The sequence below is a fragment of the Pseudomonas sp. RIT-PI-r genome (genome assembly GCF_001297015.1).
In the GTDB taxonomy this organism is placed as follows: Bacteria; Pseudomonadota; Gammaproteobacteria; order Pseudomonadales; family Pseudomonadaceae; genus Aquipseudomonas.
Genome location: NZ_LIGE01000025.1, coordinates 576545 through 594017, shown reverse-complemented (window position 1 = coordinate 594017; position 17473 = coordinate 576545). Strand labels below are relative to the sequence as shown.

General features: G+C 60.0%; 13 protein-coding genes. 9 read left to right on the top strand and 4 right to left on the bottom strand.

Annotation, left to right across the window (positions count from 1 at the left end):
* The first annotated feature begins 98 nt into the window (after positions 1–98).
* From AK821_RS14455 to AK821_RS14420, 8 genes are all read left to right on the top strand, one after another.
* Complete coding sequence (locus AK821_RS14455) at positions 99–3020, top strand: TonB-dependent receptor (RefSeq protein ID WP_064390293.1); 2922 nt, start codon at positions 99–101, stop codon at positions 3018–3020.
* A gap of 270 nt (positions 3021–3290) precedes the next feature.
* The gene (locus tag AK821_RS14450) at positions 3291–3767 is read left to right on the top strand and encodes an antitoxin Xre/MbcA/ParS toxin-binding domain-containing protein (RefSeq protein ID WP_177330956.1); all 477 of its coding nucleotides are present in this window, start codon (positions 3291–3293) and stop codon (positions 3765–3767) included.
* Positions 3764–4267, top strand: a complete 504-nt coding sequence (locus AK821_RS14445) for an RES family NAD+ phosphorylase (protein WP_064390292.1) — start codon at positions 3764–3766, stop codon at positions 4265–4267. Before AK821_RS14450 ends, AK821_RS14445 begins: the two co-directional genes overlap by 4 nt.
* A gap of 118 nt (positions 4268–4385) precedes the next feature.
* Positions 4386–7040: a TonB-dependent receptor gene (locus AK821_RS14440; RefSeq protein ID WP_064390291.1), complete on the top strand. Its 2655-nt coding sequence runs from the start codon at positions 4386–4388 to the stop codon at positions 7038–7040.
* Between the two features lie 226 nt (positions 7041–7266).
* Positions 7267–9108, top strand: a complete 1842-nt coding sequence (locus AK821_RS14435) for an extracellular solute-binding protein (protein ID WP_064390290.1) — start codon at positions 7267–7269, stop codon at positions 9106–9108.
* Complete coding sequence (locus AK821_RS14430) at positions 9095–10159, top strand: microcin C ABC transporter permease YejB (protein ID WP_064390289.1); 1065 nt, start codon at positions 9095–9097, stop codon at positions 10157–10159. Before AK821_RS14435 ends, AK821_RS14430 begins: the two co-directional genes overlap by 14 nt.
* Positions 10159–11181 (top strand): ABC transporter permease, encoded by a 1023-nt coding sequence (locus AK821_RS14425; protein ID WP_064390288.1) that lies wholly within the window; start codon positions 10159–10161, stop codon positions 11179–11181. Before AK821_RS14430 ends, AK821_RS14425 begins: the two co-directional genes overlap by 1 nt.
* Before the next feature lies 1 nt (position 11182).
* A complete protein-coding gene (locus AK821_RS14420; protein ID WP_064390287.1) occupies positions 11183–12757 on the top strand; it encodes an ABC transporter ATP-binding protein in 1575 nt (524 codons plus the stop codon).
* A 158-nt stretch (positions 12758–12915) separates the two neighbouring features.
* On the opposite strand, the gene AK821_RS14415 is transcribed toward AK821_RS14420, so the two are convergent.
* Positions 12916–13233 carry an SCP2 sterol-binding domain-containing protein gene (locus AK821_RS14415; protein WP_007912567.1) on the bottom strand — a complete coding sequence of 106 codons (318 nt, stop codon included), beginning with the start codon at positions 13231–13233 and terminating at the stop codon, positions 12916–12918.
* Between the two features lie 50 nt (positions 13234–13283).
* The gene (locus AK821_RS14410) at positions 13284–13994 is read right to left on the bottom strand and encodes a histidine phosphatase family protein (RefSeq protein WP_064390286.1); all 711 of its coding nucleotides are present in this window, start codon (positions 13992–13994) and stop codon (positions 13284–13286) included.
* Positions 13995–14200: 206 nt separating this feature from the next.
* On the opposite strand from AK821_RS14410, the gene sohB reads away from it, so the two are divergent.
* Positions 14201–15232, top strand: a complete 1032-nt coding sequence (gene sohB / locus AK821_RS14405) for a protease SohB (RefSeq protein WP_064390285.1) — start codon at positions 14201–14203, stop codon at positions 15230–15232.
* Between the two features lie 62 nt (positions 15233–15294).
* Here the strand turns inward: sohB and AK821_RS14400 are convergent, their stop codons facing one another.
* Complete coding sequence (locus AK821_RS14400) at positions 15295–15789, bottom strand: DUF934 domain-containing protein (RefSeq protein WP_008080464.1); 495 nt, start codon at positions 15787–15789, stop codon at positions 15295–15297.
* Entirely contained in the window at positions 15773–17431 is a 1659-nt protein-coding gene (locus tag AK821_RS14395; protein ID WP_064390284.1) for a nitrite/sulfite reductase, read from the bottom strand. The genes AK821_RS14400 and AK821_RS14395 overlap by 17 nt, the downstream gene beginning before the upstream one ends.
* Between the last annotated feature and the right edge of the window lie 42 nt (positions 17432–17473).

Here is a 17473-nt window from a genome sequence, read left to right as displayed (position 1 = left end):
GTTATAGGGATATGACTTCTTGGCCTAAATGCCGGCCTATAAAAAGCGCCGGCCCGCTGCTCATTCCCTGCAGATGCCTTCAACAGGGAAGCCCCTCGATGTTCTCATTCAAACAACAATTACCTCGACTGACCCTCGCCGCTGCACTGGCCATGGGTGTTGCGCCGTTGCCAGCACTGGCGCAGGAAGCCGTTGCGGCGGTGTTCACGTTCGACATCGCCAGCGGCCCGCTCGACGAAGTGCTGCTGGATATCTCGCGGCAGACCGGCGTGCCGATTTCCTTCAGTCAGGATCTCGTGCAAGGCAAGCGCAGCCCGGCGGTGCGGGGTGCCTTGGGGGGCCGGCAAGCGGTGGAAAAGGCCTTGCTCGGCAGCGGCCTGCAAGTCGAGCAAAGCAATCAGGGTTTGAGCATTCGTGAAGCTGACGCTGCCGCACCAGTGCCAGCCAAAGTCACTGCCGTGGCGCCCGTCACCAACGCCGATTACCGCATGGAAAAAGTCACCGTCACCGGCTCGCGCATCGCCCGAGCACAGAGCGACGGCGCGACGCCGGTCAACGTCATCACCCATGAAGAAATGGAAGCGCGCGGCTACAAGAACGTCTACGACGCCTTGGCCACCCAGACGCAAAACACCGGCATGACCCAAGGCGAAGACTACGGCAACACCTGGCAACCGGCCGCCAGCGCGCTGAACCTGCGCGGCCTCGGCCCCAACCATACGCTGGTGCTGATCAACGGCCGGCGTGTGGCGGATTACCCCACGCCGTACGACGGCAAGGTCAATTTCACCAACCTGGCGAATATTCCTTCAGCGGTGATCGAACGCATCGAAATTCTCAGCAGCGGCGCCTCGGCGATCTACGGTTCGGATGCGATCGCCGGGGTGGTCAACATCATCCTCAAGGACAAGATCAACGGCGTCGACGTCAACCTCAAGGGTGGCACCAGCGAACGCGGCGGTGGCGACAACCAGCGCTTGCAGATCAGCGGCGGCGGCAGTTGGGGGGATTTCGACGGCCTGTTCGGCCTCGAGCTGACCAATCGTGACCCGATCTGGGCCGATGACCGTGGCTTCATGCAAAGCGGCCCGTTGGCGGATGTCGGCTACCGCCGCGATCTGAGTAACAGTCGCTATCTCGGCCCGGGTTGCGGCGCCTATCAGGGCACGTTCGACAACAAGCTGTTCAACAGTGGCGGGCGTTGCCGCACCGATCAGATGTACAACGATTACTGGACCGTGCAGACCCAGAAGGAAAACTACGACGGCTACACGCGTGGCACCTGGCATTTCAGCGACAGCGGCCAGGTCTTCGCCGACTTGATGTTCGGCCTTGACCATATCCAGAACAACACCCGTGGCCCGACCTTCACCTCGCCGGACTTCATCAATCAGAACAGCGGCAATCTTGAGCGCTGGTATCGGCGCTTCGGCGAAGAGGAAATCGGCGGGCGCACCAGCAATAACAGCAAGTGGCGCGACACGTCGTGGACCGGCACCCTCGGTCTCTCCGACAAGATCGCCGACACCGGCTGGAGTTACGATCTGGCAGCCAATCGCTCGGAATATCGCAGCGTCAGGACCACCCGTTATACGCCGCTATCATCGATCCAGGATTTTTACCTCGGTCCGCAGTTGGGCGTGAGCGGCGGTTATCCGGTGTTCGCCCCGGATGCCTCGCGGCTCGACCGGCCGCTGACGCCGCAGGAGTGGCAGCAGTTTCGCGGCAACCTGACCCAGAGCAGCAAATCGGTGTCGACCAGTTACAACGCCTCGGTCAATGGCGATCTGTTTGATCTTCCGGCCGGCCCGGTGGGGTTTGCCGGTGTGCTGGAGGCGGGCAAGCAGGAATACCGCGTCGACCCGGATGACGGCCTCAACGATGGCAGTTTCTACGGCGTCAGCCCGGCGCAAAGCTCCGGTGGCTCCCGCAAACGTTATGCGGCGGGCGGCGAGTTCAGCATTCCGGTCACCGACACCGTGCTGGCCACGGCGGCGGGGCGTTGGGATCAGTACAAGTTCAGCGGTCGCACCGAGCAACAGAAAACCTACAACCTCGGTCTGGAGTGGCGTCCGGTCACCAGCCTGTTGCTGCGCGGCAGTTACGGCACCAGTTTCCGCGCGCCGGACCTCAACTACATCTATCAATCCGACAGCAACGGTTACTACCCGGCGCAGATCGACTACTACGGTTGCAGCCAGGGCGTGGAGGGCGCCTGTGATCGCGGGCGGGTCGATTACACCCAGAGCGGCACCGCGAATCTGGAGTCTGAACGGGGTAAATCCTGGACGTACGGGTTTGTCTGGTCGCCGTCGCGCAACTTCGATTTCTCTACTGATTTCTGGCGTGTGGAGATCGACGATTTGCTGACCACCGTCGACGAAAACCGTTTGCTGCAAGAAGAAAACGAATGTCGCAATGGCATCCAGGACATCAACTCGGCCAATTGCCAATCGACCCTGGCACGCATCGATCGCAACGCCGGCAACGCGGCCATTGATCCGAACCAGTTGCAGCGCGTGCGAGTGAATGCCATCAACGCTGCCAGCGAACGTGTCAGTGGCCTGGACTTCAAGAGCAACATCCGCTGGGGCGCCGGGCAATACGGCGCCTTCAGTTCGGCGCTGGGTTACACCCTGGTGCTGTCGCATTACTACAAGGAGTCGGACGAAGCACCGACCCAGGATTGGCGCACCTCGCGCACCAACTACGACTGGCGCAGCAAGGTCAACGCCAGCCTGACCTGGGATTATCAAAAAGCCACGGCGACGCTGATGGGCATTCGCTACGGTTCGGTCACCAATGGCGCAGGGGACGGGCGTTTGTCGCCCTGGACGGTGTTCAACGCCAGCGCACGTTACAAACTCAATGATCGGGCGAGTGTCGGGCTGACCGTGAACAACCTGCTCAATCAGGTTAAACACGATGAGTCGGCAGGCTGGCCGTACTACCCGACCGGCAACTATGACCCGTACGGGCGGCAATGGTGGCTGGACGTGAGTTATCACTTCGGCGGCTGAGGGCAGGTATCTCGCGTTTACGTCCTACGGAAAATGGCGGGTTTTGCGGCAAGCAGGGGATATTTCCGACGACCTTTTCAGGTTGGTCGTCGGAAGCGCGATCTATAGCATTGGATCTGACATTGAAGTCGCTGAGCAGCTTGAACGCTCAGGCTCCCAGATAAAGGATCGATTATGCGTACCCCACTCATTGAGCATGAAACCTCTGTTTATTCCCTGCGCAACTTCTGGATCGACGATCGCGCCAGATGCCCCATGGAGGATGTCGCGATGTCCACAGCAAAAGTGCCCCGGCTGACGGGGCTGAAGAAGGTCGCGGGCAAGCCTGTCGAGCTACTCGTGAACGGCCAGGACCTCGGTGACGACGCCATGCTGATTGTCCGCCTTACCGAGGAGGGCTTTGAGCTGAGCGACGTCGTCAACATGCTTTCAACTTCCGAAATGTACCTGCGCGAAGACATGGTCAAACGCATCACCGGCAGGTCTGTCAGAACCGTGCAGCGGCTGTTGAAGGAAGGCAAATCGATACGGCTCGACTCACAGCAGAGTGTTGTCGCCTACCAATATGCGCTGGTGCTGGAGATGGCCACTCGTGCGTTCGGGGGGCTGTCACAGGCGGAAATATGGATGCAGAAATCCATCCCTTACCTTAACGGCTACGTGCCGTTGGCGTTGACTCACCATCCGCTGGGTTTCCAGATGGTCGAGCAATACTTGTGTCGGGTTCTGTATGGGGGTTACCCATGAATCCTTTGCCCTGGGACGGTCACTGGTATGGCTGGCGCCTGGATCAGGAGGCCTATGGAGATACGTGGGACAGCGGGATGGGTTCAAAACTGAAGGGCGGTCGATGGAATGCGCCTGGCCGGCGAGTCGTCTATGCATCTGTTGACCCGTCCTCGGCCATTCTGGAGGTGGCGGCCAATAATAGTTTTGATGCACTGGACAGAGAGCCATATGTGCTGACGTGCTTTGAAGTCATCCGCGATGCACGGGTCAAAGTCGTTCAGCCTGAAGAGGTACCGAATCCTTACTGGTTGAGTCCCGCGTGGCCGTCGCCCAATCAACAGCGGTTTGCCGACGCTTTACTGGATGAGCATCCGTTTGTCCTGATTCCCTCGGCGGCAACCCGCCACTCGTGGAATCTGCTGGTGAGCTGCGACCTGGCAGCGGGGCAGTTCAAGATGGTCTCTCAAGAACGTTTTGGCCTGGATACACGGTTGCTGCGGGAGATGGCATCGGCTTGATATGGAGGCATGGCATTCTTTGCATAACCTCAGCACCCAACAGTCTAAGTCGCCCTCTATAAATCCTTATTCGTCATTGCACATCCCTGCATAAACCAAAACGCAGGGATGGCTGTTCATGATTCAGTTTTCACCCGTCAAATCGCCTTTGAGCCTGGCCTTGCTGCTGGCTATCAACACGCTGCCGGCCATCGCCGCTGACAGTTCGGCAAACGAACCCACGACCCAGCTGCAACGGGTGGAAGTCACCGGCACGGCAATCCGCCGCGTCGATGCCGAAACCGCAGTGCCGGTGACCATCCTGCGCGTCGAAGAGTTGCGCGAGCAGGGCGTCACCACCACCGAGGAGCTGGTCAGCCGGATATCCGCCAACCAGTCTTCGGTTGGTTCCGGTCGCTCGGTAGGGTCGAGCAGTGGCGGCGCGTCGTATGCGGATTTGCGTGGCATTGGCCCGAATAAAACCCTGGTGCTGCTCAACGGCCGGCGTCTGAGCAACAACGCCACCAATGCGATCAACGGCTCGGGTGTCGATCTCAACACCATCCCGTTCGCCGCCATTGACCGTGTCGAAGTGCTGCGTGATGGCGCCTCGGCGTTGTACGGCACCGACGCGATTGGCGGGGTGATCAACTTCATCACCAAGACCAGCCTTACCGAAGGGCAGATCAGCACCAACTACGACACGCCAACCCATTCGGGGGGCGGTGAAAGCCGCAACTTCAGCGGCAGTTGGGGCTTCGGTGATTTGCAGGAGGATCGCTTCAACGTGTTTGGTGTGGTCAGCTACGACAAGCAGCAACGCCTGGCCGCTGAGGATCGCGGCTACACCTACAACTATCAGCCCAACCGCGGACTTGATTACACCTCCGGCACCGCCTCGCCGGCCAACTGGAGCCAGGGCAGTAACGCCACCAACCCTTTGGCCGGTTCCGGTTGCAACGCACCGGGTTTGCTGGCGCGCAACGGCATCTGCCGGCAGAGCCTGTGGAACTACCTCGATCTGGTGCCGGAAACGGAGAAGACTTCGGCCTTCGCCAAAGCCACCGGCAAGCTGTCGGACGATCACAACGTCAGCCTCGAATACTTCTGGGCGCAAAACGAAAACCGCACGCAAATCGGCCCAGGCACGTTGATGGGTAATCAGGTCAACCCCGGCACTGCGTTCTATCCGGGCAACGGCATCACCCCAGGGCCGAACGGTTTTGCCCTCGACCCGACGCAACCGGTCGATGTGAACTGGCGCGAAACCGCCGTTGGCGCGCGTCAGCACGAAGACGACAACACCAGTCAGCGCTTGCTGCTGAGTTTCGACGGCACGCTGGTCGGCTGGGATTACAACCTCGGCGCCTCGTACAACCAGAACAAAGTGGTCAACAGCATTCAGGATGGTTACGTCAACGACCGCGCCGTCAGCGCCGGTATTGCCAATGGCGTGATCAACCCGTTCGGTCCGCAGACGGCTGCCGGTTCCGCGCTGTTGGCGGCCAACGCGGTGGACGGTGATTACGCCACGGCGGTAGGGCGAGTGAAGGCCATCGACGGGCGCATCAGTCGTGAAATCGGCGACTGGTTCGGCGCCGGCCCTTCGGCATTGGCACTGGGCGGCGAGTATCGCAAGGAAGACTTCCATCAGGATTTCGCGCAATTTGCCGGCGACGTGCAAAGCCTTGGTGTTGATCCGAACGGCAGCGTTGCCGGGGATCGCAGCGTTTCCGCCGAGTACGCCGAGGTCAATGTGCCGGTGCTCGACAGCCTCGAACTGTCCGCCGCCGTACGCCACGACAAGTACAGCGACTTCGGCAGCACCACCAATCCGAAATACTCGTTCCGCTTCCAGCCGTTCAAGGAACTGGTGGTGCGCGGTGCCTACAGCGAAGGGTTCCGCGCACCGTCGTTGTATGAGCTGTACAACCCGACCTTTACCAGTTTCACCAATGCCAACTACAACGATCCGCGCTTGTGCGCTGGCGGCAATCCGAGCAATGGCGGCATCGCCAACCGTGACTGCGCGCAGCAGTTCAATCGCACCAGCGGTGGCAATACCGATCTGAGCCCGGAAACCGCACGCAACGTCACCCTTGGCTTTGTCTACCAGCCGTTCGAACGCCTGAGCGCCGGGCTGGATTTCTGGTGGATCGACATCGCCAACCAGATTGCCGAGTTTCCGGAATCGGCGGTGTTCGAGAACCCTGAGTTGTACCCGGATCGCCTGGTGCGCAAGCCGGATGGCTCCATCGATCATATCGTCACCGGCCTGGCCAACCTCGGCAAGATCAAGACCAATGGTGTCGATGTCAGCTTCGATTACCGCTTGCCGAGCACGCCGTACGGCAATTTCGGCATCGGCCTGCAGGGCACTTACGTCACCCGCTATGACTACCAGCAACAACTCAAGGGCGACTACATCGACAAGCTCGGCGATTTCCGTGGCGGTGACTTTGCGTCGGCGGGTGCCGTGGCGCGCTGGCGTCACAGCCTGACCGGCAGCTGGAACTACGGCCCGTTCGGCGCGGCCCTGACCAACCGCTACACCAGCGGTTACCACGACTCCGATCGCGACACCCACGATTACGTCGGCTCGTACAACGTCTGGGACTTGGCCGGCACCTACACCTGGCGCAAGACCCTGAGCGTGACCCTCGGCGCGAAAAACCTGTTTGACCGCGAACCACCGTTCAGCAACCAGACGTACACGTTCCAGAGCGGCTACGACCCGAAATACAGCGACCCGTTTGGCCGGACGCTGTACACGCGGGTCAGTTACAAGTTCTGAAAATTCTCAGAGATGGCGGGTTTTAGTCACCGATTGATCTAAAGCCTGCCCTATAAAAATCGCCGGCCTGTTGCACATCACAGGTAGGCAGGATGTGTGGTGACTGTTCCGGCGTTATCGCGAGCAGGCTCACTCCTACATTGGATTTGTATTCACCGCAGACCTTTGTAGGAGTGAGCCTGCTCGCGAAGAGGCCAGTAGCAACACCGTGTAAAAGGATCTGCCCATGTTCTCAAGGCTCATTTTATTCAGCGCTTTTACGCTTTTAACCCCGCTCGGTTTGGCCGCCCCGCAACCAGCGTTAACGGTCTACGGCGAACCCGCCAAATACGCCCCCAACTTCCAGCACCTGGCCTACGCCAACCCCGACGCGCCGAAGGGCGGCAGCCTGCGCCGGTCTTCCCTGGAAAGTGGCCCGTTCGACCACCTGATTCCTTACACCGATAAAGGCACCGGCGTGGCCGACATCGATGGTTGGCTCTACGCGCCTCTGGCCTATCGCAGCAAGGATGAACCCTACAGCGTCTACGGTCTGGTGGCGCAGCAGATGGAGCTAGATCCGGATCGCCGCTGGATACGCTTCTACCTGAACCCGAAGGCGCATTTCGACGACGGCACACCGATCACCGCCGAAGACGTGCGTTACACCTTCGAGCTGTTCACCACCCAGGGCAGCCTCAAATACCGTCAGCAGTTTCGCGATGTCGCTGAAGTCGTCGTGGAGTCGCCGACGCAAGTGCGCTTCCTCTTCAAGAACAACGACAGCCGCACCTTGCCGCTGGACCTGGCGACACTGCCGGTGCTGCCCGAACATTGGTGGCGCACCCGCGATTTCGCCGAGGGCGGCGGTTTCGAGATTCCGCCGGGCAGCGGCCCGTATCGCATCAGCGCGGTGGATGCCGGGCGCAGCGTGAAATTCCAGCGTGTGCAGGATTGGTGGGCCAAGGATCTGCCAATCACTCGGGGCTTGTACAACTTTGATCAGTTAGGCGTGGAGTTCTTCGCCGACACCGAGGTGTCGCGGCAGGTGCTCAAGGCCGGTGGCTTCGATTACAACCGCGAGTTCTCCGCCACCAGTTTCACCATCGGCTACGCGGGGGCTGCACTGGAACAAGGCAAATTGCTCCGTGAGCATCTCGCACCGGGTGCTGCGCAAGGCGCACAGGGCTTTGTGTTCAATCTGCAGAAAGCGCAATTTCAGGATCGTCGCGTGCGCCAGGCGATCGCCATGCTCTGGGATTTCGAATGGAGCAACCGGCAAATGATGCGCAGCATGTACCTGCGCCAGCGCAGCTTCTTCTCCCACAGCGCACTGGCGGCCACTGCATTGCCGGATGCCGAAGAGCTGAAGATTCTTGAGCCGTTGCGCGGGCAGATTCCCGATGAAGTATTCACCACGGTGTTTGAAGCACCGAAAACCGACGGCAGTGGCAATATCCGCGCCGAACAATTGCAGGCACTGAACCTGCTGGAGGCCGCTGGCTGGAAACCTCAGGGCGATCAGTTGGTGAACGCCAATGGCGAGCCTCTGCACTTCACGTTTCTCAACGGCCAGAAAGGTTTCGAACGGCTGTTGTTACCGTTCAAACGCAACCTGGCGCAGATCGGCATCGGCTTCGATATCCGCCAGGTCGACACCGCGCAATACACCAACCGCGTGCGCAATCGTGACTACGACATGATCGTTGCCGGTTATCCGGTGAGTCAGGCACCGGGCCGGGAGATGTTCAATTACTTCGGCTCCGACGGCGCCGACGATCCTGGTTCGAACAATTACATGGTGCTGCGCGATCCGGCCGTCGATGCACTGCTCGAAGGGTTGGTGCAGGCCGACAATCGCGAGAGTCTGCTGCGCCATGCTCATGCGCTGGATCGGGTGTTGCAGTGGGGCTATTACTGGGTGCCTAACTATTACCCGCCGGGAATTTCCACGGTGTGGTGGAACCGCTTCGGCCGTCCGGCGATTGCGCCGCTGTATGACGCCGGCCTCGACACATGGTGGGAAATCAGCTCGACCGCACTGACCACAACGCAGATGCACAAGGAGTACGGCCATGTGGGGTTATAGTCTGCGGCGTTTACTGCTGATCGTGCCGACCTTGCTCGCGATCCTGCTGGTCAACTTCGTTATCGTGCAAGCCGCACCCGGTGGCCCGGTCGAGCAGGCCATTGCGCGCTTGCAGGGGATTGGCGTGGGGGCCGCAGTGGGTTCCAGCCATGTCGAAACCGTCGGCGGCGAGTCTCGCGCCACCCGGGGGCTGGACCCGAAACTGGTGGCTGATATCGAGCGTCAGTACGGCTTCGATAAACCCGCCAGCGAGCGCTTGTGGCTGATGCTCAAAAGCTATGCGCAACTGGATTTCGGCCAGAGTTTCTTTCGCGGTGCCAGCGTCACCGAATTGATCTGGCAGAAACTGCCGGTGACCGTGTCGCTGGGCCTGTGGGCGACGCTGATCACCTATCTGGTGTCGATTCCGCTGGGCATTCGCAAAGCCGTGCACAACGGCTCGGCGTTCGATGTCTGGAGCAGTGTGGCGATCATCATCGGTTATGCGCTGCCGGGATTTCTCTTTGCGCTGCTGCTGATCGTGGTGTTTGCCGGTGGCACGGCGCTGGACTGGTTTCCGGTGCGCGGACTGGTCTCGGACAACTTCGCCGAACTGTCGCCGTGGGCCAAGGTGGCCGACTATTTCTGGCACTTGGTGCTGCCGGTGACTGCCTTGGTCATCGGCGGTTTTGCGACCTTGACGATCCTCACCAAGAACAGCTTTCTCAACGAGATCTCGCGACTGTACGTGGTGACCGCGCGCGCCAAAGGGCTGAGTCAAAGGCAGGTGTTGTACGGCCATGTGTTTCGCAATGCGATGCTGCTGGTCGTCGCCGGTTTGCCGCAAGCGTTGGTGACGGTGTTTTTCGGCGGCTCGTTGCTGATCGAAGTGATCTTTTCCCTCGATGGCCTCGGCCGCCTCAGTTACGAAGCGGCGGTCGCGCGCGATTACCCGGTGGTGTTCGGCTCGCTGTTCATCTTCACCCTGTTCGGCCTGCTGATAAAACTGCTCGGCGACCTTTGTTACACGCTGGTTGACCCGCGTATCGACTTCACCGCGAGGGCTGCCTGATGCTGACGTTATCTCCAATAGGCCAGCGTCGTTGGGCGCGTTTCAAAGCACATCGGCGTGGCTGGTGGTCGTTGTGGCTGTTCCTCGCGCTGTTCGGCCTGAGCCTCGGCGGTGAGCTGGTGGCCAATGACAAACCGCTGCTGGTGACGTATCAGGGCGACTGGTATTTCCCGGCGTTCAAGCGCTACACCGAGCAGGACTTCGGCGGTGAGTTGCCGTTTCAACCGGACTATCGCAGTGCTCAGGTGCGGCAATTGATCGAGGGGCAGGGCGGGCGAATGTGGTTTGCGCCGATTCCGTTCGCGTTCGACACGGTCAATTACGACCTCACGGAGCCGGCGCCAAGTCCGCCCAGTGGCGACAACTGGCTGGGCACCGACGATCAGGCGCGCGACGTGCTGGCGCGGGTGATTTTCGGCACGCGCGTGTCGCTGTTGTTTGCCTTGGCGCTGACCGCGGCGAGTGCGCTGATCGGCATCGCCGCCGGGGCGTTGCAGGGCTACTACGGCGGTTGGGTCGATTTGATCGGTCAGCGCTTGCTGGAGGTTTGGTCGGGGCTGCCGGTGTTGTATCTGCTGATCATTCTGTCCGGGTTTGTCGAGCCGAATTTCTGGTGGTTGCTGGGGATCATGGCGCTGTTTTCCTGGTTGAGTCTGGTCGATGTGGTGCGGGCCGAGTTCCTGCGCAGCCGTGGCCTGGAATATGTGAAAGCGGCACGCGCGCTGGGTGTGGGCGATGCGCAGGTAATCGTTCGACACATTCTGCCCAATGCCATGAGCGCCACGCTGACCTATCTGCCGTTCATTCTCACCGGCGCGATTGCGACCTTGTCAGCGCTGGATTTTCTCGGTTTCGGCATGCCGGCCGGCAGTGCTTCGCTGGGGGAGTTGATCGGTCAGGGCAAGAGCAATCTGCAAGCACCGTGGCTGGGCTTGACCGCGTTCTTTGCCTTGGCGCTGATCCTTTCACTGCTGGTTTTCATCGGCGAAGCCTGCCGCGATGCGTTTGATCCGAGGACTTGAGATGCCTGAACATCTGATCGAAATACGCGACTTGCGGGTAGCGTTCAATGGCCAGCCCGTGGTGCACGGCATCGACCTCGACATTCGCCCCGGTGAGTGCGTTGCTCTGGTTGGGGAATCCGGCTCCGGTAAATCGGTGACGGCGCACAGCATTCTGCAATTGCTTGACCCGACCATCACGCGGATCGACGGCAGCATCCGTTATGCCGGCGAGGAGCTGCTTGGCGTGCATGAGCGCTACTTGCGGCAATTGCGTGGCAACCGCATCGCGATGATTTTTCAGGAGCCGATGAGCTCACTGAACCCTTTGCACACGATTGAGCGGCAACTGGGCGAAAGCCTTGCGCTGCACAAGGGGCTGGCCGGGGCGGCGGCGCGGTTACGGATTTTGGAACTGCTGGAATTGGTCGGCATTCAACATCCGCGCGAGCGGCTCAAGGCCTATCCGCATCAACTCTCGGGCGGTCAGCGACAACGGGTGATGATCGCCATGGCGCTGGCCTGCGAGCCGCAGTTACTGATTGCCGACGAACCGACTACCGCGCTGGACGTGACCGTGCAACGCAAGATTCTGCTGTTGCTCAAGGAGCTGCAAGAACGGCTGGGCATGGCGCTGCTGATCATCAGTCATGACCTGAATCTGGTGCGAAACATCGCTCAGCGGGTGGCGGTCATGCGCGGCGGTCTGATCGTCGAACAGGCGTCGTGTGAACAGTTGTTCAGTGCGCCGCAACATCCTTACAGCATCGAATTGCTCAACGCTGAACCGGGTGGCGAAGCGTTGTGCCGGGAGCCTGCGGAGGACGTGCTGGAGGTGCGTGATCTCAATGTGCGCTTCCGTTTGGGCGGCGGATGGCTGCGCGCGAAGTCGTACTTGCACGCGGTCAATGGCATTGATTTGAATCTTCAGCGCGGCAAGACCTTGGGGATCGTCGGCGAATCCGGTTCCGGCAAGTCGACGCTGGGCCAGGCGATTCTGCGTTTGCTGGATGCCCAGGGCAGCATCCGCTTTCAGGGCGAGGCGCTGGAGCAGTTGAGCGGCAAGCAACTCAGACCGCTGCGCAAACGCCTGCAAGTGGTGTTTCAGGATCCGTTCGGCAGTCTGAGTCCGCGCCTGTGCGTGGAGCAGATCATCGCCGAAGGTCTACAGGTGCATAGCGATTTGAATGCCGCTGAGCGCGAACGGGCAGTGATCGATGTGCTGCGTGAAGTCGGCCTCGACCCGGCTACTCGCCATCGCTATCCCCACGAGTTTTCCGGTGGTCAGCGGCAACGCATCGCCATTGCCCGGGCGCTGGTGCTCAAGCCCGACTTGATCCTGCTGGATGAACCGACGTCGGCACTGGATCGCACGGTGCAGAAGCAGATTGTCGCGCTGTTGCGGCGTTTGCAGGCGGAGTATGGCTTGACCTATCTGTTCATCAGCCACGATCTGGCGGTGGTGCGAGCACTGGCGCATGACTTGATCGTGATGAAGGACGGTGAGGTGGTGGAGCGTGGCGAGACGAATACGCTGTTTCATGCAGCGCAGCATCCGTATACCCGAGAGTTACTGGCCGCTTCGTTCACCGGGTAACCCTGTAGGAGCTGTCGAGTGAAACGAGGCTGCGATCTTTTGACTTTGCATTCTAAAAAACAGGGTCAAAAGATCGCAGCGTGCCACAGCTCCTACAGGGCCGAAACGCAAAAATCCCGCCACAGGGGGCGGGATTCTTGTGTCACTGAACGTCGCTGTTACGACGGGAACAGCTCGGACAGTTTCATCGACAGCATCATGTCGCCTTCAACGCGCAGCTTGCCGCCCATGAAAGCCTGCATGCCGTCGGTTTCGCCGCTGACGATACCTTTCAGGGTTTCGCTGTCCAGCACCAGCGTGCAGTTGGCGTCCGGGTTTTCACCTTCCTGGATGTCGCAAGTGCCGTCTTTGACGATCAGCGAGTACTGCTTGTCTTCGTCGGTGATGTTGAAACCGAAGACCAGATCCAGGCCGGCAGCAGCGGCTGGGTTGAACTTGGCTTGCATTGCTTTTACGGCATCGGCTACGGAGGTCATGGTTCGATCCTTATGAGGTTGATTACAGCAAGGTTCACAGTTATCCGGACTCAGCGGAAAGTGATGAGTTCCGGAGCCTTCAGCAGTTGCAGGTGTGCATGACTGTTGAAGGAAGCCAAAGCCACCTCACGACCGCGAAACTTCAGCTGGTTGAGCGAGGTGTTGACGATTTGCCAGTTCAATTCAAAAGCCTGTCGGGCAGGCATTTGGGTAATGAGGTGGAGCAGGGCAGTGATGGTGCCGCCGGAAGTGAACACGGCGATTTTCTGGTTTTTATCGGCCAGATCAAGGATCCGGTGCAGCCCGGCCTGGACGCGTTCGACGAAACCCAGCCAGCTTTCCAGCCCCGGCGTGTCGTAAGTGCCGGCCAGCCAGCGTTCGATGATCAGGGCAAAAATGCGTTGGAACTCGCCGCGGTTCTGCGCGGCGTTGCGCAGGATGTCGAGGGCTTCCGGCTCGTCCGGCAGCATCGCCGGGAGCAGGGCGCGAATCACCGCGTCGGCATCGAATTCGTTGAACGCGGAATCGGTTTCCAGGATCGGCACCGGCAGGCCTTTGGCAGTAAATTGCTCCAGGGCGCTGGTGGCCGTGTGCTGCTGACGGCGCAGGTCTCCGGCGAGGCAGCGATCGAAGCTGATCCCCAGTTCAGCGAGGTGCTGACCGAGGATTTCTGCCTGACGCACACCGGTCGGTGACAGGACGTCATAGTCGTCTGCGCCAAAGGAGGCCTGGCCATGTCGAATCAAATAGATGCTGCCCACGTCCGCGTCATCCCGGTACGTTGAAGGTTTGGCGAGGTTATGAGGATGCTGTCGAGCTGTCAATGAAAAAACATACGCTTGTTTGAAATGCCCGTTACAGGGGTGTTGCCAGAGGTTTCACGGCTGGCCGACGAGCCGGCGCATGGGTATGCTGGACTTATCCCGAGCGTGTGTTTTGCACCCGCGCATTGTTTTAAGGAGTCGCTGTGGAGTTTTTCACCGAGTACGCCAGTTTTCTGGCCAAGACCGTCACCCTGGTGATCGCCATTCTGGTGGTGCTCGCCAGTTTTGCCGCGTTGCGCAGCAAGGGCCGGCGCAAGTCGGCGGGGCAGTTGCAGGTCAGCAAGCTCAATGATTTCTACAAAGGCCTGCGTGAGCGTCTGGAGCAGACCTTGCTCGACAAGGATCAGCTCAAGGCTTTGCGCAAGGGCGAAGCCAAGTCCGAGAAGAGCGAGAAGAAGCAGAAGAACAAACCCGAGGCCAAACCTCGCGTGTTCGTGCTGGATTTCGACGGTGACATCAAGGCCTCGGCTACCGAGAGCCTGCGTCACGAAATCACTGCGCTGCTGACCCTTGCCACACCGAAGGACGAAGTCGTGCTGCGACTCGAAAGCGGCGGCGGCATGGTGCACAGCTATGGTCTGGCGTCATCGCAACTGGCGCGTATCCGTGAAGCAGGTGTGCCGTTGACTGTCTGCATCGACAAAGTTGCCGCCAGCGGCGGCTACATGATGGCTTGCATCGGTGAGAAGATCATCAGTGCGCCGTTCGCGATTCTTGGCTCGATCGGTGTGGTGGCGCAGTTGCCCAACGTCAACCGCCTGCTGAAAAAGCACGACATCGATTTTGAAGTGCTCACCGCCGGTGAGTACAAGCGCACCCTGACCGTGTTTGGCGAAAACACCGAGAAGGGCCGGGAGAAGTTTCAGGAAGACCTGGACATCACCCATCAACTGTTCAAGAACTTCGTCGCTCGCTATCGCCCGCAACTGGCGATTGACGATGTCGCTACTGGTGAAGTCTGGCTCGGCGTCGCGGCGCTGGATAAGCAACTGGTCGATGAACTCAAGACCAGTGATGAATATCTGGCAGACCGGGCGAAAAAGGCCGAGGTCTATCACCTGCACTATGCCGAACGCAAAAGCTTGCAGGAGCGGATCGGCATGGCCGCCAGCGGCTCGGTCGACCGCGTACTGCTGAGCTGGTGGAGTCGCCTGACCCAGCAACGCTTCTGGTAAATCGAACGGGCATAAAAAAACGCCGGTCACATGACCGGCGTTTTTTTGTCTGCACTAAACCTTCAGCGGCGACGGAACAGCGGCAGCGGTTCGTCAGTGGCAGCCTGATAGGTCACCGAGAAATCCTTCAGACCTTCAAGGGCTTCGTACGGGTCTTTATCCGGGCGCACGGCAAAGGCGTCAAAACCGCAGCGGTGCATGTAGAACAGCTGATCGCGCAGCACGTCGCCAATCGCCCGCAGTTCGCCTTTGAAACCATAACGGTCGCGCAGCAGGCGGGCATTGGAGTAGTTGCGGCCGTCAGTGAATGCCGGGAAGTTCAGGGCAATCACCTGAAACTCGGCGACGTCTTCACCGATTTCCTCGGCTTCTTCGTCAGCGTCCAGCCACACACCCAGACCGCCGTCGCGAGCCTTGAGCATGCGGCTGTGTTCACGCCACAGTTGCAGCGGAACGATCAGGTCGTCGCAGTTGCTGATCTCGTCGATGTTGAAATCCTTGGGCAGCAAGTGCCAGGTTTCGTCGACGACCTCGTTGTTCTTAATGATTCGCTGCATAGACGCGTTCCTTGAAGAGGTCGATGCCAATACGCTGATAAGTGTCGATGAAGCGCTCGTCTTCGGTACGTTGTTCAACGTACACGTCGATCAGCTTCGAGATCACGTCAGGCATGGCTTCCTGAGCGAAGGACGGGCCGAGGATCTTGCCCAGGCTTGCGTCACGGCTGGCACTGCCGCCGAGGGAAACCTGGTAGAACTCTTCGCCTTTCTTGTCCACACCGAGGATGCCGATGTGGCCGACGTGGTGGTGGCCGCAGGCGTTCATGCAACCGGAGATGTTCAGATCCAGTTCGCCGATGTCGAACAGATAGTCGAGGTCGTCGAAACGGCGCTGGATCGATTCGGCGATCGGGATCGACTTGGCGTTGGCCAGTGAGCAGAAATCACCGCCCGGGCAGCAGATGATGTCGGTCAGCAGGCCGATGTTCGGCGTGGCGAAACCGCCTTCACGCAGTTCGCCCCACAGGGTGAGCAGTTGGCTTTGCTCGACGTCGGCCAGAATGATGTTCTGCTCGTGCGAGGTGCGCAGTTGACCGAAGCTGTAGCGATCGGCCAGATCGGCGACGGCATCGAGCTGCTTGTCGGTGATGTCGCCAGGCGCCACGCCGGTCGGTTTCAGCGACAGGGTCACGGCGACATACCCCGGCTTCTTGTGCGCCAGGGTGTTGCGGGTACGCCAGCGAGCGAAACCCGGATGCTCTTTGTCGAGATCGGCCAGTTGCGCGGTCTGGTTTTCCAGCGCCTTGTAATCCGGGTCGACGAAGTGCTTGGCCACACGCTGCAGTTCGGCGTCGGTCAGTGTGGTCTGGCCACCGCGCAGGTGTTCCATTTCCGCATCGACTTTCTGCGCAACCACTTCTGGCGTGAGGGCTTTGACGAGGATCTTGATCCGCGCCTTGTATTTGTTGTCGCGACGGCCGTAGCGGTTATAGACCCGCAGGATCGCGTCGAGGTAGCTCAACAGATCCTGCCACGGCAGGAACTCGTTGATGAACGCGCCAACCACCGGGGTACGACCGAGGCCACCACCGACCAGTACGCGGAAGCCCAGTTCGCCAGCGGCGTTGTGCACCGGCTCCAGGCCGATGTCGTGGACTTCAATCGCGGCGCGGTCAGCGGTCGAACCGTTGACGGCAATTTTGAATTTACGCGGCAGGTAGGCGAATTCCGGGTGGAACGTAGTCCACTGACGGACGATCTCGCACCATGGGCGCGGGTCGATCACTTCGTCGGCGGCCACACCGGCAAACTGGTCGGTGGTGACGTTGCGCAGGCAGTTGCCGCTGGTCTGGATCGCGTGCATCTGCACGGTGGCCAGTTCAGCGAGGATGTCCGGGATGTCTTCCACCGCCGGCCAGTTGAACTGCACGTTCTGCCGCGTACTGATGTGGGCGTAGCCCTTGTCGTAGTCGCGGGCAATCTTGGCCATCATGCGAGTCTGACGCGAAGTCAGTTGGCCGTAAGGCACCGCCACACGCAACATCGGCGCGAAGCGCTGGATGTACAGGCCATTTTGCAGGCGCAGAGGGCGGAATTCTTCTTCGCTCAGCTCACCTGCCAGATAGCGTCGGGTCTGATCACGGAACTGCTTGACGCGGTCCTCGATGATCCGCTGATCGTACTCGTCGTATACGTACATATAAGTCCTGTTCTCAGGCTTTGGGCCACTCGGAAAACGCTG